The 21,745-nt window shown below is 58.0% G+C and carries 23 protein-coding genes; 8 read left to right on the forward strand and 15 right to left on the reverse strand.

Annotated elements, in window-relative coordinates; all coding sequences use genetic code 11:
* Positions 1–51 precede the first annotated feature (51 nt).
* The 5 genes from TH5_RS21915 to TH5_RS21935 are packed head-to-tail and all read left to right on the forward strand — an operon-like array spanning position 52 to position 4,331.
* Complete coding sequence (locus TH5_RS21915) at positions 52–630, forward strand: DUF3261 domain-containing protein (RefSeq protein WP_167443629.1); 579 nt, start codon at positions 52–54, stop codon at positions 628–630.
* A 2-nt stretch (positions 631–632) separates the two neighbouring features.
* Positions 633–1,862 carry a beta-ketoacyl-[acyl-carrier-protein] synthase family protein gene (locus tag TH5_RS21920; RefSeq protein WP_114123667.1) on the forward strand — a complete coding sequence of 410 codons (1,230 nt, stop codon included), beginning with the start codon at positions 633–635 and terminating at the stop codon, positions 1,860–1,862.
* Positions 1,859–2,362 (forward strand): hotdog family protein, encoded by a 504-nt coding sequence (locus TH5_RS21925; protein ID WP_114123668.1) that lies wholly within the window; start codon positions 1,859–1,861, stop codon positions 2,360–2,362. The genes TH5_RS21920 and TH5_RS21925 overlap by 4 nt, the downstream gene beginning before the upstream one ends.
* On the forward strand, positions 2,359–3,084 hold the full coding sequence (fabG, locus tag TH5_RS21930; protein ID WP_114123669.1) for a 3-oxoacyl-ACP reductase FabG: 726 nt from the start codon (positions 2,359–2,361) through the stop codon (positions 3,082–3,084). Before TH5_RS21925 ends, fabG begins: the two co-directional genes overlap by 4 nt.
* Positions 3,081–4,331: a beta-ketoacyl-ACP synthase gene (locus TH5_RS21935; protein ID WP_114123670.1), complete on the forward strand. Its 1,251-nt coding sequence runs from the start codon at positions 3,081–3,083 to the stop codon at positions 4,329–4,331. Before fabG ends, TH5_RS21935 begins: the two co-directional genes overlap by 4 nt.
* Positions 4,332–4,379: 48 nt before the next feature.
* On the opposite strand, the gene TH5_RS21940 is transcribed toward TH5_RS21935, so the two are convergent.
* The 15 genes from TH5_RS21940 to TH5_RS22010 all read right to left on the reverse strand — a co-directional run bounded on the left by TH5_RS21940 (position 4,380) and on the right by TH5_RS22010 (position 19,145).
* Positions 4,380–4,790, reverse strand: a complete 411-nt coding sequence (locus tag TH5_RS21940) for a RidA family protein (RefSeq protein WP_114123671.1) — start codon at positions 4,788–4,790, stop codon at positions 4,380–4,382.
* Positions 4,783–5,214: an acyl-CoA thioesterase gene (locus TH5_RS21945; RefSeq protein ID WP_114109895.1), complete on the reverse strand. Its 432-nt coding sequence runs from the start codon at positions 5,212–5,214 to the stop codon at positions 4,783–4,785. Before TH5_RS21945 ends, TH5_RS21940 begins: the two co-directional genes overlap by 8 nt.
* 1 nt (position 5,215) lies before the next feature.
* Positions 5,216–5,905: an ABC transporter ATP-binding protein gene (locus TH5_RS21950; protein ID WP_007090653.1), complete on the reverse strand. Its 690-nt coding sequence runs from the start codon at positions 5,903–5,905 to the stop codon at positions 5,216–5,218.
* A 2-nt stretch (positions 5,906–5,907) separates the two neighbouring features.
* Positions 5,908–6,657, reverse strand: coding sequence for an ABC transporter ATP-binding protein (locus TH5_RS21955; protein WP_114123672.1), 750 nt, complete (start codon positions 6,655–6,657; stop codon positions 5,908–5,910).
* Positions 6,650–7,636 carry a branched-chain amino acid ABC transporter permease gene (locus tag TH5_RS21960; RefSeq protein ID WP_114123673.1) on the reverse strand — a complete coding sequence of 329 codons (987 nt, stop codon included), beginning with the start codon at positions 7,634–7,636 and terminating at the stop codon, positions 6,650–6,652. Before TH5_RS21960 ends, TH5_RS21955 begins: the two co-directional genes overlap by 8 nt.
* Before the next feature lies 1 nt (position 7,637).
* Positions 7,638–8,555 (reverse strand): branched-chain amino acid ABC transporter permease, encoded by a 918-nt coding sequence (locus TH5_RS21965; RefSeq protein WP_114123674.1) that lies wholly within the window; start codon positions 8,553–8,555, stop codon positions 7,638–7,640.
* A 95-nt stretch (positions 8,556–8,650) separates the two neighbouring features.
* Positions 8,651–9,790 (reverse strand): ABC transporter substrate-binding protein, encoded by a 1,140-nt coding sequence (locus tag TH5_RS21970; RefSeq protein ID WP_114123675.1) that lies wholly within the window; start codon positions 9,788–9,790, stop codon positions 8,651–8,653.
* Between the two features lie 132 nt (positions 9,791–9,922).
* Positions 9,923–10,792 (reverse strand): tryptophan 2,3-dioxygenase, encoded by an 870-nt coding sequence (gene kynA, locus TH5_RS21975; RefSeq protein WP_208638516.1) that lies wholly within the window; start codon positions 10,790–10,792, stop codon positions 9,923–9,925.
* Positions 10,789–11,982: a kynureninase gene (kynU, locus tag TH5_RS21980; protein ID WP_114123676.1), complete on the reverse strand. Its 1,194-nt coding sequence runs from the start codon at positions 11,980–11,982 to the stop codon at positions 10,789–10,791. The genes kynA and kynU overlap by 4 nt, the downstream gene beginning before the upstream one ends.
* Entirely contained in the window at positions 11,979–13,613 is a 1,635-nt protein-coding gene (locus TH5_RS21985) for an AMP-binding protein (protein ID WP_114123677.1), read from the reverse strand. The genes kynU and TH5_RS21985 overlap by 4 nt, the downstream gene beginning before the upstream one ends.
* A 19-nt stretch (positions 13,614–13,632) precedes the next feature.
* Positions 13,633–14,790 carry an acyl-CoA dehydrogenase family protein gene (locus TH5_RS21990; RefSeq protein WP_114123678.1) on the reverse strand — a complete coding sequence of 386 codons (1,158 nt, stop codon included), beginning with the start codon at positions 14,788–14,790 and terminating at the stop codon, positions 13,633–13,635.
* Positions 14,790–15,602 (reverse strand): enoyl-CoA hydratase family protein, encoded by an 813-nt coding sequence (locus tag TH5_RS21995; protein ID WP_082832698.1) that lies wholly within the window; start codon positions 15,600–15,602, stop codon positions 14,790–14,792. Before TH5_RS21995 ends, TH5_RS21990 begins: the two co-directional genes overlap by 1 nt.
* Positions 15,595–16,086 carry a MarR family winged helix-turn-helix transcriptional regulator gene (locus TH5_RS22000; RefSeq protein WP_244205002.1) on the reverse strand — a complete coding sequence of 164 codons (492 nt, stop codon included), beginning with the start codon at positions 16,084–16,086 and terminating at the stop codon, positions 15,595–15,597. The genes TH5_RS21995 and TH5_RS22000 overlap by 8 nt, the downstream gene beginning before the upstream one ends.
* Positions 16,087–16,088: 2 nt before the next feature.
* Positions 16,089–16,847, reverse strand: a complete 759-nt coding sequence (locus TH5_RS22005) for an SDR family NAD(P)-dependent oxidoreductase (protein ID WP_114123680.1) — start codon at positions 16,845–16,847, stop codon at positions 16,089–16,091.
* Positions 16,848–16,850: 3 nt separating this feature from the next.
* Positions 16,851–19,145, reverse strand: a complete 2,295-nt coding sequence (locus tag TH5_RS22010; protein WP_114123681.1) for a bifunctional salicylyl-CoA 5-hydroxylase/oxidoreductase — start codon at positions 19,143–19,145, stop codon at positions 16,851–16,853.
* Between the two features lie 105 nt (positions 19,146–19,250).
* Here TH5_RS22010 and TH5_RS22015 point away from each other — a divergent pair, with 105 nt between their 5' ends.
* From TH5_RS22015 to TH5_RS22025, 3 genes are all read left to right on the forward strand, one after another.
* Positions 19,251–19,955, forward strand: coding sequence for an HNH endonuclease (locus tag TH5_RS22015; RefSeq protein WP_208638517.1), 705 nt, complete (start codon positions 19,251–19,253; stop codon positions 19,953–19,955).
* Between the two features lie 77 nt (positions 19,956–20,032).
* Positions 20,033–20,869: an alpha/beta hydrolase gene (locus TH5_RS22020; protein ID WP_114123682.1), complete on the forward strand. Its 837-nt coding sequence runs from the start codon at positions 20,033–20,035 to the stop codon at positions 20,867–20,869.
* Positions 20,869–21,745, forward strand: an 877-nt coding sequence (locus TH5_RS22025; RefSeq protein WP_147250162.1) for an enoyl-CoA hydratase/isomerase family protein, incomplete at its 3' end; no start/stop codon positions are given. The genes TH5_RS22020 and TH5_RS22025, both read left to right, overlap by 1 nt.

The raw sequence follows: 21,745 nt of genomic DNA on the forward strand, positions 1-21,745 counted from the left end.
CTTTTCGCTGGCATGCTTGCCACGGGCCTGAGCGCCTGTGAAACAATGAACATGCCCGATCTGACAATGCCCGACTTTTCCATGCCGGACGTCTTCACATCAACACCGGCGCAAACCGTGACGCTTGACGAGGGTTACCAATTCACCCTGCCTGAACAGCCATGGACCGATGATGACGCCATCGACGTCACCCAGCAGGTCACCGCAGGCTGGAAAAACGGCAGCAGCACCGAAACCGGCACCTTTCAGGCCCGGCTGTCCCTTGAACGCGATCACGTCCGCATCGTCATGATCGATGATCTGGGCCGTCGTGCGATTGATATCGACTGGACGACCGATGCCCTGTCGGTTCAAACCGCCGACTGGCTGCCCGCAACGCTCGATGCCAAACGCATGCTTGCCGATATCATCATGGTCTATTGGCCGCTCGATGTCGTGCGCGATGCCCTGCCGGGCAATATGTCGATCCGTGAAACCATGGGCGAACGCATGCTTCGCATGGATGACAGCGGCCGCGCCTACGCCCGGATCGAACGCCCGATCCGCGATGTCTGGCAGGGCGTTGCAAAGCTGCGCAATGAACGGTTCGGCTATGCCATCACGATCCGTTCACAACGGACCGGATCGTGATCATGACGCCGGGTTCGCTCTATCTTTCCGCCCTTGGCATCGTATCGGCCCTTGGCAGCGGGATCGATGAAAGCCGCACGACCCTGTTTGGGGATCGCCCGGCGGATATGATCGCGCGCGACGGCTTCCTGCCCGACCGTGCCACGATCCTTGGCACCGTCACGCATGATCCCGAACCGCTACCCGAAAACCTTGCCCGTCACGATACCCGCAATAACCGCCTGCTCTGGGCCGCAACCCGGCAGATCGAAACCAACATCACCAATCTGATCGCCGATATCGGCCGCGACCGCATCGGTGTCATCATGGGCACCAGCACATCGGGCATCGAAGAGGGCACAAGCGATTACGAAGCCGCCCTTGATGGCGGTGCCTTCCCCGAAACGTTCCTGTATAGCCATCAGGAAATCGGATCGCCCGCCGATTTCCTGCGCGACGCCTTTGATCTTGGCGGACCGTCTTATGCGATTTCAACCGCCTGCTCGTCGAGTGCCAAGGCCTTCGCCGCCGGGGCGCGCCTGATCAGTGCCGGTCTGTGCGATGCGGTTCTGGTTGGCGGCGTCGATAGCCTCTGCCGTCTGACCGTGCGCGGTTTTGATGCTCTGCAATCGGTCTCAAGCGGCATTTGTAATCCCATGAGCATCAATCGCGACGGCATCAATATCGGCGAAGGGGCCGCGATTTTCATCCTGCGCCGCGATGCCAATCCGGGTGTCGATGCCATCGAACTGCTCGGTGTCGGTGAAAGCTCCGACGCCCATCACCCCAACGCCCCGCATCCCGATGGCCGGGGGGCCGCCATGGCAATGCAAAACGCATTGGCAAACGCCAAACTCACCCCCGCCGACATCGCCTATATCAATCTGCACGGCACCGCGACCCCGCTTAATGACGGCATGGAAGCCCGTGCGGTCTGTGATGTTCTGGGCGCCACCGTCCCGGCAAGTTCCACCAAACCCATGACCGGTCATACGCTGGGTGCTGCGGGCGCCATCGAAGCCGCAATGCTGTGGCTCTCGCTTTGCGATGCTGCCAATGGCGCGCCCCTGCCGCGTCATATCTGGGATGGTGCGACTGATCCCGAAATTCCCGACATCAATCTGGAGACCAAACCGGGCTCCAAATTGGCGCCCGCGGATCGGCTGGCGATGATGAGCAACTCGTTCGCCTTTGGCGGCAGCAACGTCTCGGTCATTCTTGGCCGGGGCTGGAACCGGGGGGACCGCGCATGAATGCGTCTGTAAAACCCGCCTTCCCGCCAGCCTTCCCCCCGGTCGAAACACTGGTGCCGCACGCGGCCCCGATGCTTCTGATCGACCGCATTCTCGCCGCCGATGCCGAAAGCCTGACCGCCGAAGTCCGCATCACCAAAAACAGCCTTTTCTTCACCCCCACGCATGGCGTCCCCGCCTATGTCGGGATTGAATATATCGCCCAGTCGGTCGCCGCCTATAGCGGCTGGCGCGCCCAGTCTGCCGCCCCCGGCACAGCCCCCAAAATCGGCTACCTGCTCGGCACGCGCAAAATGACCATGGTGTGCGACGGCTTTGCCGATGGCGATGTGCTTGTCATCCATGTGAAAAACATTTTCGAAGACGGCGAAATGGGTGTGTTTGACGGCGAAGTCCGCAAGGGCACCGAAACCCTTGTGACCGCGCGCATCAATGTCTATCAGCCAAATGACGCCGCATCCGAAACCCCAACCAGCAACCAAGAAACGACAAAGCCATGACAGAAACCATTCTGGTAACAGGTGCAAGCAAGGGGATCGGTGCCGCCACCGCGCGCCGTCTTGCAAGGGACGGTTTTGATATCGTCGTCCATTATCATTCCGATCTGGCCGGGGCCGAAGCCGTCCGTGATGATATCATCGCCCTTGGCCGCACGGCCCGCCTGATCCAGTTCGATATCGCTGACCGTGATGCCACGCGCGCGGCACTTGAGGCCGACATTGCCGATCATGGCGCCCCCTATGGCGTGATCCTCAATGCCGGGCTGACCCGCGACGGACCGTTCCCTGCACTCGAAGACGACGATTGGGACCGGGTTCTGCACACCAATCTGGATGGCTTTTACAATGTGATCAAACCGCTGATCATGCCGATCATTCAACGGCGCAAGGGTGGACGTATCGTGGCGCTCACCTCCATCGCCGGGATCGCTGGCAATCGCGGGCAGGTGAATTATGCGGCGTCAAAGGCCGGGATCATTGGGGCTGTCAAATCGCTTGCCCTTGAACTCGCCAAGCGCAAAATCACCGTCAACGCCGTCGCGCCCGGCGTGATCGAAACCCAGATGACCGGCGACCTGCCAGAGGACGAGGTCAAGGCGATGATCCCGATGCGCCGCTACGGCACAACGGATGAAGTCGCCGCCACCATCGCGTTTCTATGCAGTTCCGATGCGTCCTACATCACCCGCCAAGTCATCAGTGTGAATGGGGGCATGTTATGAGCCACCCCAACACTACCTCCACCCGTCGGGTTGTCGTCACCGGCATGGCGGGCATCACCGCCCTTGGTGATAACTGGGAAACCATTTCATCGCGCATGGCATCTGGCGAAACCGGCATCCGGCGCATGGATGACTGGGATGGCAAATATGATCTGCGCACCCGCCTTGCCGCCCCCGTGCAGGATTTCACGCTCAAGGGCAAATTCAGCCGCAAACAGCTCCGCAGCATGGGCCGTGTCGCCCAGATGTCAGTCGATGCCACCGACAAGGCATTGGAAATGGCCGGCCTTCGTGATGATACCGCCATCCTGCAGGGCGGGCGTCTTGGCATTGCCTACGGCTCGTCATTTGGCAGCACCCCGCCCGTTCTCGGCTTTACCCGCCTGATGGAACATGGCGACAGCAACGCCATCACCGCCACCAGCTACATCCAGATGATGAGCCACACGGCAGCCGTCAATATCGGCGTGCTCTATGGCATTTCCGGGCGCATCATCCCGACCTCGACCGCCTGCACATCGGGCAGTATGGGCATCGGTTACGCCTACGAGGCGATCAAATTCGGCATGCAGGATCTGATGATCGCGGGTGGGGCCGAAGAACTCTGCCCCACCATGGTCGCCGTGTTCGATACCCTGTTTGCCACCAGCACCGCCAACGACGCCCCGGAACTCTCGCCGCGTCCTTACGATGCGCGGCGCGATGGTCTGGTGATCGGCGAAGGGGCCGGAACGCTGATCCTCGAAGAATACGAACACGCCAAGGCCCGCGGGGCGACCATTTACGGTGAAATCGTCGGCTTCGCCAGCAATTCGGACGGCGCACACATCACGCAGCCCGCGGCGGACAAAATGGAAGTGGCGCTCCGTAAATCGCTTGAAACTGCCGGGCTGTCACCCTCCGATATCGATATCGTCAATGGCCACGGCACCGCCACCGATCACGGCGACCTCGCCGAAAGCAAGGCGACCCGTGCGGTGTTTGATCGCGCCATTCCGATGCACACCCTAAAGGGCCATTTCGGCCACAGCCTTGGCGCATGTGGTGCCATCGAGGCATGGCTTGGCCTTGAAATGATGCGCGAAGGCAAATTTGTCGCCACCGCCAATCTTGAACAGGTCGATCCGGAATGCGCTGAACTTGACTACATCTTTGGCGACGCCAGAAGCATTTCAGCCGAACATATGATGAGCAACAATTTCGCCTTTGGCGGCATCAATACATCCCTGATCTTCCGGCAAATCTAGGGTTGCCCATCCCAACAAAAAACCCCGGCATCTGCCGGGGTTTTGTATTTAGGCCGCGTTTCTATCCGCTGGGACCGATGCCGTTGCCTCGATCTCGATCAGGGCTTCGTCTTCGACAAGGGCGCTTACCACAACCATCGTCATCGCCGGGAAATTCTTGCCAAGCACGCGGCGATACGCTTCGCCGACCTCGCGCTGTTTCGCAAGATATTCCTTCTTGTCGACCACATACCATGTCAGCCGCGTCAAATGTTCCGGCCCGCCACCGGCGGCCTCCAGCACATCGACGATATTGCGCAGCGCCTGTTCCATCTGACCGACGAAATCCTTGGCGACAAAGACCTGATCAGCGTTCCAGCCGATCTGCCCGCCGATATAAAGCGGTACCCCGTCGGCCAGCACGCCATTTGCGTAACCCTTGGGCGGTTTCCATCCGTCTGGCTGAATGATTTTATGCATCTTTTTCTACCATTTCATTGATTTCGTTGTCGATTTTGGCACGCAAATCATCGGGCCACGGCACCGATTTCCCGGCACCCCTTCTGGTAAAGACCAGCGTCGCTGTCATCGAAAGGCGTTGCTCGTCGCCACAGACAGCCGTGATTTCAAGATCAAGGCTGGACCGCCCCAACCGTTTCGGCACTAGCCGAAATTCAAGCATCTCGCCAAGGCGGCTTGGCGCGGTAAAGCTGATCTGAAGCCCTGCGGTCGGCACCGCCACCTCGTCAACCCCATGCATCTGCGCAAAGCTGAACCCGATACGGGCCTCGAACCATTCTTCGACCGTGGCATTGATCATTTCGAAATAGCGCGGATAAAAAACGATCCCCGCCGGGTCGCAATGCTGGAACAGGACTTTCTGGGCATAGGTGAATGTCGTCATCTCACACCCCCAGATACCGGTCGGCAAGTTCATCACTCAGATCACCGACCGCGCCGGTCCATGCGGTAACGCCCTTTTCGACCACCACATAACGGTCCGCGACACCCGATAATTCCTTTAGCGACTTATCAACGACAAGGATCGAAAGGCCGGATTGTTTAAGCCGGTTGATCGCAGCCCAGATTTCCTGCCGCACCACCGGAGCCAATCCTTCGGTCGCTTCATCAAGGATCAGAAGCCTTGGGTTGGTCATCAATGCCCGCCCGATGGCAAGCATCTGCTGCTCCCCCCCCGAAAGCGTCATCGCTTTCTGATCGCGCCGTTCGGCAAGCCGTGGGAAAAGGTCCGCCACCCGGTCAAAATCCCATTCACCGGCCCGTGCCGCCGCCATCAGGTTTTCCATCACGCTTAACCGGGCAAAGCACCGCCGCCCTTCGGGCACCAACCCGATGCCAAGCCGTGCTGCCTTATGCGATGGCAGTTTCGCAAGATCGGTATCGGCAAAGCGGACCTCGCCATCCCGGTGGCTCATCATCCGGCAGATGGTCTTGATCGTCGTGGTCTTGCCCATGCCGTTGCGCCCCATAAGCGCAACCGCCTCGCCCTCATTCACGATCAGATCCACGCCAAACAGCGCCTGTGATGCACCATAAAACGCGGTGATGCCTGATACTTCCAGAAGTGCGCTCATGATCAGGCTTCCTCCCCCAAGTACGCCCGCTTGACGTCTTCATTGCCACGAATATCGTCAACCGTGCCGGTCGCAATCACCCGCCCATAGACCAGAACCGAAATCCGGTCGGCCAGCGCAAAAACCGCGTCCATATCATGTTCGACCAGAAGGATCGGCGCTTCTGCCCGCAATCCGTCCAGGAACCCGGTCAAACGTTTGGACCCTTCCGGCCCCATGCCCGCCATCGGCTCGTCAAGCAGGAAGGCACGCGGTTTAAGTGCTAACGCAACCGCCATTTCAAGCTGCCTGCGTTCACCGTGCGAAATGTCGGCGGCCCGCATATGGGCCCGGTCGGCAAGGCCAACCCGTTCCAGCTGCGCCATCGCCGGTTCAAGAAGCGACGCATCGCTCAGAACCGGCTTGAAAAACCGGAAGATTTTACCGCTGACCGATTGCTGCGCCAGAACGACGTTTTGCAGGACGGAGAATTCCGGCATCAAAGATGACACCTGAAATGTCCGCGCCAACCCCATACGGGATCGTTCCACCGCGCTCAGATCATTGATATCGCGCCCGGCAAAACGGATGTCGCCGCTATCAGGTTTGATCTCGCCCGCGATCTGCTTGATCAGGGTGGATTTCCCCGCCCCGTTCGGCCCGATCAGGGCATGGATTTCACCGGGCAAAAGGTCCAGCGACACATTGTCACTGGCCAGCAACGCGCCGAACTGCTTGGTGACATTGGATAGTGAAAGAATGGCTTCAGGCATGTTTGCGCTCCCCCGCCAGAAGGCCGATCAGGCCACCGCGTGCAAACAGCACCACCACCAGCAACAGAATACCCAGCGGCAATTGCCAATATTCAAACATGCCGCCCAGAAGATGTTCCAGAAGGATGTAAAGTGCCGCCCCCGCAACCGGACCAAACAGCCGCCCGACCCCGCCAAGAATGACAAACACCATGATTTCGCCTGACATATGCCATGACAGCATCGACGGGCTGACAAACCGGTTCAGATCGGCATAAAGCGCACCGGCCCATGCGGTAATCATCGCCGAAATCACGAACGCCACCAGACGCACCCGAAACGGCGCAATACCAATAGCCATCATGCGCTGGCTGTTTTGCCGCGCCCCATGCAGGGCCAAACCAAACCGCGACCGGATCAGCACCGCCGAAAACGCAATCGCAATACCCAGCATCGCCGCACACAGCGCAAAGAAGCTGATCGGATCAAGCGTGTTCAGCCCCGGGAAGCTGTTGCGCACATAGATCGAAAGCCCGTCTTCCCCACCGTAAGCAGGCCAGGAAATCGCGAAATAATAGATCATCTGCGCAAAGGCCAGCGTGATCATGATGAAATAGACCCCACTGGTCCGAAGCGTGATCGCCCCGATCAGAAGCGCCACCAAAGCGGATGCAATCAATGCCACGATCCAGATGACAATCATCTGTGTCGTACCGTTGATCTCAAACGGGGCCTCCATGATCGGCTCGTAATTCAACGCATGGCTGGCAAGGATACCGGCGGCATAACCCCCGATCCCGAAAAACGCCGCATGGCCAAACGATACAAGCCCGCCATAGCCAAGTGCGATGTTAAGCCCGACCCCCGCCATGCCAAGGATCGCAACCTTGGTCGCAAGGGTGATGATAAACGGCTCGCCCATGATCTGTGCGATCACCGGCACCGCAATCAGCAACGCCGCCAGAACGATATTAAGGATGGTTTCGCGGTTCATGCTCATATCAGGCTTCCGTCCCGAACAAACCGCTTGGCCGCAGGAAAAGCACCAGCGCCATAACGATATAAATCAGCATCGATGCAAGTGCGGACCCAATCGCCGTCGCACTTGCCGGATCGAAAAATGCCTCGAACCCGATGGGCAGCAAAAACCGCCCCATCGTGTCGGTAAAGCCCACCAGAAGCGATCCGATAAGTGCGCCTTTGATCGACCCGATCCCGCCAATCACGATAACAACGAATGCCAAAATCAGAACCGGTTCGCCCATGCCGACCTGTACCGATTGCGTCGTGCCGACAAACGCCCCCGCCAACCCGGCCAATGCCGCACCAAGGGCGAAAACAACCGTGTAAAGCCGGTCGATATTGATCCCCAGTGCCGCAATCATTTCGCGGTCGGCTTCACCGGCGCGAATGCGCGTGCCAAGCCGCGTCTTGCCAATCAGGGCAAAAAGACCCGCCGCCACGATCAGACCGGCAACAATAATCGCCAGCCGGAAAATCGGATATTGCGATCCGCCGGGGATCGTCACCGTGCCCGAAAGGGCTTCGGGGACATTTAAAAACAGCGGGAAGGACCCGAAAATCCAGCGGGTGCCTTCGGAAAAAATAAGAATAAGCGCAAATGTCGCCAGCACCTGATCAAGGTGGTCACGTTTATAAAGCCTGCGGATCACCAGCATCTCGACCAGCGCGCCTGCAAGGGCGGCCGCCATCAAACTCGCGACAAGGCCAAGCCAGAATGAACCGGTCCATGCCGCAACGGCCGCGCACGCAAACGCGCCCACCATATAAAGCGACCCGTGCGCCAGATTGATCAGCCCCATGACACCAAAAACAAGCGTCAGACCCGATGCCATCAGAAACAGCATGACCCCCGACTGAAGGCCGTTCAGAAGCTGCTCCAGAAATAAAGAAAACATAAAGGAAAACTCCGTCGCAAGATGGCGGGCATCAGCCCCGGAAACCGGGCACAAATGCCCGCCGAACTTGCCAGTCTATGAAACAGACTTCGTCGTTACATCGCACATTCCGACGCATAGGCATCGGCATGATCGATAAGGGCTGTGCCAATGATCTTGTTGGTCAGAACGTCGCCTTCCTTCACCACTTCACGGACATAAATGTCCTGGATCGGATGCTGGTTCGGGCCAAAGATGAACTTGCCACGGACGGAATTGAAGTCCGCCGCACGCAGCGCATCACGGAATGCGTCGGCATCCTTGACGTCTGCCTTGCCCATTGCCGACAGCAACAGATTGGCGGTGTCAAAGCCATATGACGCATAGATCGACGGCAGGCGGCCATATTCCGCCTGGAAGGTTTCGACAAACGCCTTGTTGGTGTCGTTGTCGATGTCCTTGGACCAGTTGGCGGTGTTTTTGATGCCAATCGCCGCATCGCCAATCGCGCCCAGAATGCCCTGATCAAGCGAGAATGCCGGACCGATCAGCGGAATATCCACACCCGACTGGGCATACTGTTTCATGAACGCAATGCCCATGCCGCCCGGCAGGAAGAAGAACACGCTATCCGCGCCCGATGCACGGATCTGTGCGATTTCGGCGGCATAGTCGGTCTGACCAAGCTTGGTGTAAACCTCGCCCGATACATCCCCCAGATAGAAACGCTTGAACCCGTTGATGGAATCTTTGCCCGCCGGATAGTTCGGCGCCATCACAAAGGTTTTCTCGTAACCGGCACTGGTCGCATAACCGCCTGCGGCTTCATGCAGGTTGTCGTTCTGATACGAAACGCTGAAGTAATTCTTGTTGCAGCCCTTGCCCGCCAATTGCGACGGCGCGGCATTGACCGAAAGATAAAACTTGTCCTGTGCCACGGCTGACGGCACCACCGCCATCGCCAGGTTCGACCAGATAATACCGGTCAGTACATCGACCTTCTCGCTCTGGATCATTTTATCGGCAAGCTGAACCGCGATATCGGGTTTCTGCTGATCGTCTTCGATCACAACCGTCAGGTCCGGGTTATTGGCCTGCTTGACCGCCAGCATGAAACCATCCCGCGCGTCGATGCCAAGCCCCGCACCGCCACCCGAAAGGGTCGTGATCATGCCAACCTTGACCGGCTCGGCCTGTGCCGCCCCCGCCATCAAAAGCGCAGCCAAAGCTGCGATTGTCGTCTTAGTGCCCTTCATCAAAGCCTCCGTGTTTATGTTTTTATCTACTCAGCAACATCGGCATTCCGTGACTTTCTTGTTTTTTGTCACGGACTTATCGACCTGATGCCTGCCCCTGATTTTGCAGTGTTCCATCAGGCCCGTCCATCCTCAAAGCGTGGTTCGCACCCGCCAGAGTTCCGGAAACAGTTCAACTTCCAGCATTTTTTTAAGGTAACTCACCCCGCCGGTCCCCCCGGTCCCGCGTTTGAAGCCGATGACGCGCTCCACCGTGGTCACATGGTTGAATCGCCAACGCCGGAAATAATCTTCAAAATCCACAAGCTTCTCGGCCAGCTCATAAAGCGGCCAATGCTTTTCCGGCGCGCTGTAAACCCGATGCCATGCCGCAATCACATCGTCATGCGCCTCATATGGCGCGCTGACATCACGTGATAAAACCGCGTCTGGCACCGCGATGCCTTCACGCGCCAAAAGGGCCAGCGCCTCGTCATAAAGGCTGGGCGTTGCCAATTCGGCGTTGAGCATTTCGGTAATGTCGTCGCGGTGCGCATGCGGGCGCAACATCGCATGGTTGCGATTGCCTAACATAAACTCGATCTGGCGATACTGGTATGACTGGAAGCCCGACGACGGGCCCAGCGCATCGCGAAATGTCGTATAATCGCTTGGCGTCATGGTCCGCAAAACGTCCCACGCATTGTTCAATTGCTCGAATATGCGCGATACCCGTGCCAGCATCTTGAATGCCGGTTGCAGACGACCTTCGCGGATGGCATCGCGCGCGGCGGTAATTTCCCGGATCGCAAGCTTCATCCACAATTCGGATGTCTGATGCTGAATGATAAACAGCAACTCATCCTGCGCATCGGTCAAGGGATGCTGCGCTGTTAATACCGCATCCAGTGCCAGATAATCGCCATACGACATCTGATCGGAAAAATCGGTGCGCGCACCCTCGGTGCTGGGGTCATAGGGCTGGTTCATCGGGCAGCCGGTATTTTTGGCTTTATCGCTCATGTCACGGCATTCCTTTTGTGGAATTCCGGCTTGTCCCAGGCGCACGTTTCCATGATCTCGGCCAGAATCTTCACCGCGCCATCAACATCGTTGTTGTCGATATAAAGCGGGGTAAAGCCGAACCGGATGATATCAGGTGCCCTGAAATCACCAATCACACCGCGCGCAATCAAGGCCTGCATCACCGCATAGCCATTTTCAAACCTGAACGATACCTGCGATCCGCGCTTGTTGGCATCGCGCGGGCTTGCCAGTTCCAGCATCGGGCAACTTGCCTCGACCCCGGCGATGAACTGATCGCAAAGCTCAATGCTGCGCGCCCGGATATCGGCCATCTCGACCCCATCCCACGCCTTCATTGCTTCTTCCAGAACCGTCATCTGAATGACCGGCGGGGTTCCAACCCGCATCCGCGAAACATCGGGGGCCGGGCTGTATTCAAGGTCAAAGGCAAACGGGGCCGCATGACCCAACCATCCCGACAATGCCGGGCGCACGGTCTTCGCATGATCGGGCCTGACATAAATGAATGCCGGCGCACCGGGGCCGCCATTGAGGTATTTATAGGTGCACCCCACCGCAAAATCGGCCTCGCATCCCGCAAGGTCGACCGGAACCGCCCCCGCCGAATGCGCCAGATCCCAGATCACAATCGCGCCCGCCTCATGAGCCAGCGTGGTGATCCGTTTCATGTCATACATCCGCCCGGTGCGGTAATCGACATGGGTCAGCATCAGAACCGCCAAGTCCTCTTTGATCAGGCTTTCGACATCTTCCGGGTTGGGCGTCTTTAAAACATGGCCCTTATCAAGGCTTTTGATCAAGCCATCGGCGATATAAAGGTCGGTCGGGAAATTGCCATTGTCCGATACCACCACCTTGCGATCCGGGTTCATTTCAAGCGCACTGGCCAGCGCCTGATAAACCTTGATCGACAAAGTATCGCCCATCACCACCGTACCCGGTGCCGCCCCGATCAGACGCGCGACCAGATCGCCAACGCGTTTGGGCTGCTCCATCCACCCGGCATCGTTCCAGCCGCGAATAAGCATCTCGCCCCATTCATCACTGATCATGGATTTGGCGCGCGCGGCCGCACTTTTCGGCATCGCGCCCAATGAATTACCGTCAAGGTAAATCACCCCGTCAGGGATATGGAACAAGGCTTTGGTGGCGGCAAAGTCAATCATGCAGACATTTCCTGTTTCAGGCGGAATCGCTGGATTTTTCCAGTCGCGGTTTTCGGTAACGCGTCGATAAACAGGATCGAACGCGGATATTTATAAGGTGCAATCGTCGCCTTGACATGATCCTGCAAAAGCTTCGCCATTTCGGGTGACGGATTGGCATTCGGGGTCAATACCACATGCGCCTGCACGATATAACCGCGTTCCTCGTCGGCGGCTGCCACCACCGCACATTCCGCCACATCCGGGTGTGCAAGCAACGCTGCCTCGACCTCAGGCCCGGCAATGTTGTAACCGGACGAAACGATCATATCGTCATTGCGCGCGGCAAAATGGAAATAGCCGTCACTATCGACAAAAAACGCATCCCCCGTCAGGTTCCAGCCATCGCGCACATAACCATGCTGCCGATCATCGGCCAGATACCGGCACCCGGTCGGGCCACGCACCGCAAGCTTGCCAATCGTGCCAACCGGAAGCTCGTTCATTTCATCATCAACGATCCTGGCTTCATATCCGCCAACGGGGCGCCCGGTGCAGGCCGGGTGACTGTCGCCAAACCGGTTGGAAATAAAGATATGCAGCATCTCGGTCGCACCAATGCCATCCAGCATCGGCTTGCCGGTCTTTTCCATCCATGCCTTGTAAACCGGTGCGGGCAATGTCTCGCCCGCCGAAACGGCAGCGCGCAGCGACGATAAATCCGCCCCGTCTTCCATCGCCGCCAGCATCGCCCGATATGCCGTCGGTGCGGTAAAGCACACGGTTGCCTTATAGGTTTCGATGATTTCAATCATGTTGGGCGGCGATGCCTTTTCAAGCAATGTCGCCGTTGCCCCGAACCGAAGCGGGAAAACGGCAAGCCCACCAAGCCCAAAGGTAAAGGCAAGCGGCGGCGATCCGACAAACACATCATCGGGTGTCACATTCAGGACTTCCTTGGCATAGCCATCGGCAATGATCAGAAGATCACGATGGAAATGCATGGTGGCCTTGGGCTCCCCCGTCGTACCCGATGTAAAGCCCAGCAACGCCACATCATCGCGCCCGGTCTTGACCGCCTCATATTTCACCGATTTGGTCAGCGCAATGCGATCAAGCTCCGCGTCATGATTGGCGGTACCGTCAAAGCCGATGACTTTCTTAAGGAACCTGCTGTCCTTGGCACACGCCACCAGCTCGTCCATCAGCCGCGTATCGCAAAGGGCAAATTCGATCTCGGCCTTGTCAACGATCTGCGCCAGTTCACCGGCACGCAGCATCGGCATGGTATTGACGACAACCGCGCCCGCCTTGGTCGCCGCCAGCCAGCAGGCCACCATCGCCGGATTATTGGCCGACCGGATCAAAACCCGGTTGCCGGGCTTGACCCCATAATCCTCGGCCAGCGCATGGGCAATGCGGTTGGTCCAGTCGGATAATTCCTTGTATGTCCGCTGGCGGCCATTGCCGATCAGGGCGGTATTATCGCCAAATCCCTGTTCGACCATCCGGTCGGTCAGCTCGACCCCGGCATTGAGATATTCGGGATACTGAAACTTTTCGAGGTTAAAGACCGGCCAACTTTCGACCGGTGGCAGATTGTCCCTTGCGAACGTATCGCTATGTGCGGTCGGACCCAGAACGTGCGACATGGTTAAGCCCCTGATACAGCTATTTTTGTGCCAGCGTTTGCCGTGCAATGATTATTTTTTGGACGTCTGACGCGCCTTCATAAATCCGAAGGGCGCGAATTTCCCGATACAGCGTTTCAACGATGTGACCAGAACGCACACCATCGCCGCCATGTATTTGTACCGCCTTGTCGATGACGGTTTGGGCATGATCGGTTGAATAAAGTTTTGCCATCGCGGCCTCGCGCGACACCCGCGCTGCCCCGCTGTCTTTCAGCCACCCGGCGCGATACACCAGAAGCGCACTGGCATCGACATCAAGCGCCATGTCGGCCACATGCCCCTGCACCATCTGCAAATCAAAAAGCGGCGCACCAAACAATTCGCGGGACTGAACGCGGTTGATGGTTTCATCCAACGCCCGACGGGCAAAGCCGAGTGCAGCCGCGGCAACAGTCGAGCGGAACACGTCCAGAACCGACATCGCGATTTTGAACCCTTCACCCGGAAGGCCAATCAGGGCCGTCGCCGGAATGCGGCAATCGCTGAATTTCAATCGCGCCAACGGATGCGGCGCAATGGTTTCCAGCCGCTCGGCAATCGAAAGCCCCGGTGTGTTGGCGGGCACCAGAAAGGCCGAAAGCCCCTTGGCCCCCGGTGCCTCGCCGGTCCGCGCAAACACGCAATAAAAATCGGCGATCCCGCCATTGGAAATCCAGGTCTTCTCGCCATTCAGGACAAAATCGCTGCCATCCGCGCGGGCTTCAAGCGCGATATTGGCAACGTCCGATCCCGATTGCGGTTCGGTCAGGGCAAAGGCCGCAATCGCCTTGCCGGATCGTACTTTCGGCAGGATCTCCGCCCGCTGTGCCTTGGTGCCAAACAGCGAAATCGCCCCGCTGCCAAGCCCCTGCATGGCAAAGGCAAAATCGGCCAGCCCGTCATAGCGCGCCAGCGTCTCCCGGATCAGGCAAAGCGACCGGACATCAAGCTTCGCGCCGTCCTGATCGGGGTCAATCGCCGCATGTTTAAGCCACCCGCCATCGTTAAGCCGCGCCACCAAATCGCGGCACGCCGCATCGACATCATGATGATCGATACCGTCAAGATTGGCCGCCGCCCACGCATCAAGCCGTGCGGCAAGGTCGCGGTGCCGGTCTTCGAAAAACGGCCAGTCAAGATAGGACGTATCAGCCATCAGTTCCCCTCGAACACCGGTTTTTCCTTGGCGACAAATGCCTTATAGGCGCGATTGAAATCCTCGGTCTGCATGCAGATCGCCTGCGCCTGCGCTTCGGCCTCAATCGCCTGTTCGATCCCCATATTCCATTCCTGCGCCAGCATGGTTTTCGTCATCATGTGGCCGAAATTCGGGCCTTCGGAAATCCGGGTCGCAAGCGCAATCGCCTCGGCCTCCAGAACATCCCCCTCGACCAGCCGGTTATAGAACCCCCACCGCTCGCCCTCATCGGCACTCATGGACCGTCCGGTATATAAAAGCTCGGCTGCACGCCCCTGCCCGATGATGCGCGGCAGGATCGCACATGCCCCCATGTCACAACCCGCAAGCCCGACACGGGTAAACAGGAACGCCGTTTTCGATACCGGGGTCGCGATGCGCAAATCGGATGCCATCGCAATGATCGCCCCGGCACCAACGCAAATGCCATCGACGGCCGCAATCACCGGCTTGCCACAGCCAATGATCGCCTTGACCAGATCACCGGTCATGCGGGTAAATTCCAGAAGCCCCTTCATGTCCTTGTCGATCAGCGGGCCGATAATGTCGTGCACATCCCCGCCCGAACAGAAATTGCCGCCGTTCGATCCAAACACCACCGCCTTGATATCATCGGCATAAACCAGATCGCGGAACGTATCGCGAAGCTCGGCATAGCTCTCGAAAGTCAGCGGGTTTTTGCGTTCCGGCCGATCCAGCGAAATGACCGCAACATCGCCTTCCATGCGCCAGTTGAAATGCTTTGGCGTGATGTTTGCCATCTTAGTCATGGTGCGCCTCGTTATGATGATAAACAGTCCGAAGGATACGGATCAGGGCATCGGCATCACTGGCCGACAGATCGGAAAACAGCTCGGATACCCAGCCCTCATGCACAAGCGCGCGCTCGGCAAAGTCCTTTTCGCCCGCCTCCGTCAGGCGAACGATGGATGCCCGACGATCATTTTCAACCGGCACCCGGACCAGCATCCCCTCGGTGACAAGCCGGTCAACAATCCCGGTGACATTGCCGTTTGATACCATCAACGCGCTTGAAAGCTCGCTCATCCGCATGCCATCGCGGGATCGGTAAAGGGCTGCCATCACGTCAAAGCGCGGCAAGGTGGACCCGAATTCAAGGCGCATCTTCTCGCGAAGCTCGCCCTCGATCTTGCGCGACACTTTCAGGATTTGCAGCCACGCCCTAAGGCGCGCCTTTGAGATATCCGATGTTTCGTTTGGCGGCATATCGGGGTCGCGGACTGTTTTATCCATATTCATATCTCTCCTCCCGATACCGAAATCGCCTGCCCGGTGATCGATGCGGCCTGGCTGCTTGCCAGCCACATCACGGTCTCGGCAACTTCTTCGGGTTGGATGAACCGGTTCTGCGGATTGATCTTCGCAAGGCTTGCGCGTGCGTCTTCCGCACTCATGCCGGTTTTCCCAACGATATTGGCAACCGATTGTTCAAGCATCGGCGTTTCCATGAAACCGGGGCACACCGCATTAACCGTGATCGGCGTCGCGGCCAACTCGGTCGCAAGGCTTTTGACAAGCCCGACCACCGCATGCTTTGCCGCGCAATAGGCGGTGACATAGGCATAACCCTTAAGCCCCGCCGTCGATGCTATCGAAATCAACCGCCCCGGCCTGGCGCGATCCATCACATTCAACCCTTCGCGGAACGTCAAAAACGTCCCCGTAAGGTTCACATCCATCGTGCGCTTCCAAAGATCGATGGATGTTTTGCCAAATGGCGCGCTTTCGGCCATGCCCGCATTGGCAATCACCAGATCGGGCGCGCCGATCACATCGCAAAACGTGCCAAACATCGCGCGCACCGATGCCTCGTCCGTCACGTCGGCGGGAATGGCGGTGATATTGGGATGTTTTGCCACCTCGGCCAGCATCTCAGGCCGACGGCCGGATACCGCGACCTTCACCCCGGCATCGGCCAGCATACGGGCCATCACGGCCCCCACCCCCGTCCCGCCGCCGGTAATCAATGCTGTGCTGATGGCAAGGTTTCCCATGGGTTACACCTTCCCGGTCATGACGTCGGACCGTTCCGCCAGACGCCACATCTGATCACGCCCGGCATGGTATGGTTCCGGCCAGTTTTCCGTCCGGTTGCCAAGCCCGGCTGCGGCATGCAGGGTCCAATACGGATCGGCCAGATGGGGCCGCGCAAGGCAGACAAGGTCCGCCCGTCCCGCCATCAGGATCGAATTGACATGATCGGGTTCGTAAATATTGCCAACCGCCATGGTCGCCATATGTGCTTCGTTCCTGATCCGGTCGGAAAACGGCGTCTGGAACATGCGGCCATAGACGGGCCGTGCGGCCTTGGTCGTCTGACCGGCGGATACGTCACAGATATCAACAGCATGGGCCTGCAACATCCGGGCGATCTCGACCGCTTCTTCGGGTGTCACGCCATCATCCCCGACCCAGTCATTGGCCGAAATACGCACCGATAACGGCTTGTGCGCCGGCCATGCGGCGCGCACCGCATCAATCACTTCCAACGGATAGCGCATCCGGTTTTCAAGCGACCCGCCATATTCATCATCGCGCGTATTGCTGACCGGGCTGATGAAGGATGAAAGAAGATAACCATGCGCCGCATGGACCTCGATCATGTCAAAGCCCGCCCGATCCGCCATTTCGGCAGCCCCGACGAACTGATCACGCACCCTATCCATATCGTCGCGCGTCATCGGTTTTGGCGTCTGGTTGCGATCCGACCACGCAATATCGGATGCCGACAGTAACGGCCAGTTACCCGATTTCAGCGGCGCATCCATTTCCTCCCAACCCAACTGGGTCGAACCCTTGCGCCCGGAATGGCCGATCTGCGCACAGATTTTGGCATCCGTTTCGGAATGGACAAAATCAACAATCCGTTTCCATGCCGCCTCATGCGATGGCGCGTAAAAACCGGGGCAACCGGGCGTGATCCGGCCCGTATCGGAAACGCAGGTCATCTCGGTATAAACCAGCCCCGCACCACCCTTGGCGCGCTCCGCATAATGCACCAGATGCCAGTCGGTCGGGCAGCCATCCACCGCCTTGTACTGCGCCATTGGCGACACCACGATGCGGTTTTTCAGTTTCATGTCACGCAATGCAAACGGCACGAACATCGGGTGACGGACTTCGTCATTTGCCGGAATGCCCGCCTTGCGCTGGAACCATCCTTCGGCATCCTTAAGCCACTTGGCATCGCGCATACGCAGGTTCTCATGGCTGATGCGCTGCGATCTGGTCAAAAGGGAATAGGTGAACTGCACCGGATCGAAATGAAAATACCGTTCGATCTCCTCGAACCATTCCATCGAATTGCGCGCTGCTGATTGCAGGCGCAAAACCTCCAACCGGCGTTCGTCTTCATATTTGGCAAAGGCGGATGGCAAATCGGCCTCGGAATGCAGGTAATTGGCAAGCCCGATGGCACTTTCAAGGGCCAACTTGGTGCCCGATCCGATGGAAAAATGCGCGGTTGCCGCCGCATCACCCATAAGGACGATATTCTCATGCGACCATGTTTTGCAAAGAACCCGGGGGAAGCTCAACCACGCCGAACCGCGCACATGATGCGCATTGCTGATCAACGCATGACCGCCAAGATGGTCCTTGAAGATTTCCTCGCAGGTGGCGATCGACTCTTCCTTGGTCATGTCGCCGAAACCATAGGCGTCCCAGGTCGCTTGCGAGCATTCGACGATGAAAGTCGCGGTCTTGTCATCAAACTGATAGGCGTGCGCCCAGACCCAGCCCTTGTCGGTTTCCTCGAAAATAAAGGTAAAGGCATCATCGAATTTCTGATGCGTACCCAGCCAGACAAACTTGCATTTCCGCGTATCGATATCGGGCTGGAATTTATCGGCAAACTCGGTGCGGGTTTTGGAATTAAGCCCGTCGGACGCGACGACAAGGTCGAATTCCTTGGCATAATGCGCGGCACTTTGCGCCTCGGTCTCGAACCGAAGATCAACACCCAATTCGCGGGCGCGCTGCTGCAACAGGATCAAAAGCTGCTTGCGCCCGATGCCACAAAAACCATGCCCGGTCGATACGGTCTTTTCGCCGCGATACAGAACCGCAACATCATCCCAATATGAAAAATGCGCCCGGATCGCCTCGGCACTTTTGGCATCATTCTGCGCCAGATTGGTCAGCGTCTCGTCCGACAGGACAACGCCCCAGCCAAACGTGTCATCGGGCTTGTTGCGCTCGATCACCACGACCTCATGGCCGGGATCGCGCAATTTCATCGAAATCGCAAAATAAAGCCCCGCAGGACCGCCACCCAAACAAGCTATTCTCACCTGATTTTCCCTTCTTGATATGGGGGTCTTTGCCCCGGTTGTTTTGGGAAACTCCAAAAACGGTACGCCTGCCGGAAATTTATTTCAAGCATAAAATATTTGGGTTTGAAATATATCGATTTTCCCCTAGAATCCCCGAAACAAGATGATGCAAGTTGCTTCAAACAAGCCAACAACAAGGTATCTCTAATGTCCGACCTGCGGTCATGTTTCCGCGAGCCAATCTCTGAAATTGCGATAGCGGCTCAGTATTTGGATGCTGCGGTAACTGCGCATCTAAAGGGGGAACATGAACAGGCTGCAACGCTGATCAAACGATCAGATATGCCGATCATCCGGGACTGGACGGAATCAATCTGGGGCAAGAACAGCCCCTACGTCTCCTCTGGCGGGGTTTCTGGCGCGGCACCTGTTCTGACCAAAGAACAGCGGGTTGCGGCCCGGATGCCAAATGCATTGGAAAAAAAGCATCTCCATGAACGGGATGCTTTCCATTGCCGTTTTTGCGGCATTCCCATCATTCGCAAAGAAGTCCGTGCGAAATTGGCAGTGCTCTACCCGGAATCCTTAAAATGGGGCCGGAAAAACACCGAACAGCACGCCGCATTTCAAGCGATGTGGCTTCAATATGATCACGTGATCCCCCACGCAAGGGGCGGCAACAACGAACTCGATAATCTGGTGATTACGTGCGCACCTTGTAACTTTGGGCGCATGAACTTTCTGATCGAAGAAGTCGGGCTCCTTGATCCCAGAACCAGAGAACCTTTGCGTAGCTCTTGGGACGGGCTGGAACGATTGATGACGTGATTCGATACCGAAGGACCTGACGAAGTCTATTGCGGGCTTATACAAAAACCCGCACTCCAAAAAGGGAACGATAAAAAATGATCACCAACTGGGACGACGCATACGCCAATGGCGACCATATCAGGGGTGCGGCGGAATTTCCCGGCATGTGGGCCAAACTGGCATCGGCCTTCCGCGATGAAATGGCGGCGTCAGGCCGGGTGGAACTCGATATTGCCTATGGCAATGCCGAGCGTGAAAAATACGACCTGTTCCTGCCCGAAGGCACGCCAAAGGGTTTGGTCGTTTTCGTGCATGGCGGCTATTGGAAGGCGTTTGATAAATCGACATGGTCGCATCTGGCCCGCGGTGCCGTTGCGCGCGGCTGGGCGGTCTGTCTGCCAAGCTATATTTTGGCCCCCGACGCCCGCCTTTCGGAAATCACCCGCCAGATCGGGGCGGCGATTGATCATGTTGCCAATTGCATTTCTGGCCCGATCCACCTGACCGGTCATTCGGCCGGCGGCCATCTGGTCAGCCGGATGAATTGCGTCTCCTCACCCCTGTCACCGGCAACGCAGGCACGCATCAAAAACACCGTTTCGATCAGCGGCCTGCACGATCTGCGCCCGCTTCTGAAAACCGCGATGAATGATGTGCTGAAACTCGACGAAGACGAGGCGGTTTCCGAAAGTGCCGCACTGACCCGCCCGCATCTGCCATGCTCGATCACCTGCTGGGTCGGCGCGGATGAACGGCCGGAATTTGTCCGCCAGAACGATCTTCTTGCCAATATCTGGACCGGGCTTGGTGCCTCGACCCGCGCGGTCGAGGCACCCGAAAAACACCATTTCGACGTGATCGCCGATCTGGCCGATCCGGACTCTGATCTCGTCGCCTGCCTGCTTCATCCGATCGAGCCGGAGGACGCATAATGTCGACAGTCTCCCCCATCAGCCTCACCACCGAAAACGACATCGCGATCATCACGATTGATCATCCGCCGATCAACGCCACCAGCCATGCGGTCCGTCTGGGAATCTGGGATGCGATCGATCAGATCAACCGCGATGACGCCGTCCGCGCTGCGATCCTGACCTGCGCCGGGTCAACCTTTATCGCCGGGGCCGATGTTACCGAATTTGGCAAACCGCCGCTGGACCCGATCCTGCCCGATCTGATCCTCAAACTCGAACAATCGACCAAGCCACTGATTGCCGCCATTCACGGCAATGCGCTTGGCGGCGGGCTTGAGGTCGCACTCGGCTGTCATTACCGCATCGCCACCGCCACCGCCAAATTGGGCCTGCCCGAGGTCAATCTTGGCCTGATCCCCGGTGCCGGTGGCACCGTGCGATTGCCGCGTCTGATCGCGGTTGAAAACGCGATTGCCATAATCACCGGCGGCAAACCGGTAACGGCCACCACCGCCCATGATTACGGCCTGATCGACGAAATTGCGGACGGTGATGTGCGGGCCGCCGCAATCGCCTTGGCCGAACGGATCAAAAGCTATCCCTGCCCGACCGCCCTGATTGACCGCGCCCCGGCCAATGCCCCGGATGCCGATGCTTGGGATGCAACCCTTGCCGGGATCAGCAAAAAGGCCCGTGGGCAGGATGCCCCGGTGATTGCCGCCCAAACCATCCGGGCCGCCGTGACCGGCGACGCCAAAGCCGCCCTTGGGCTTGAGCGCGAAAACTTCGTCCGCCTTCGCGACAGTGACCAGTCAAAGGCGCTGCGCCATATTTTCTTTGCCGAACGATCGGTTGCCAAGCTGCCCGAACTGGCCGGGGTCGCCCCCCGCCCCG

The organism is Thalassospira xianhensis MCCC 1A02616, from assembly GCF_003326475.1.
Classification (GTDB): Bacteria; Pseudomonadota; Alphaproteobacteria; order Rhodospirillales; family Thalassospiraceae; genus Thalassospira; species Thalassospira xianhensis.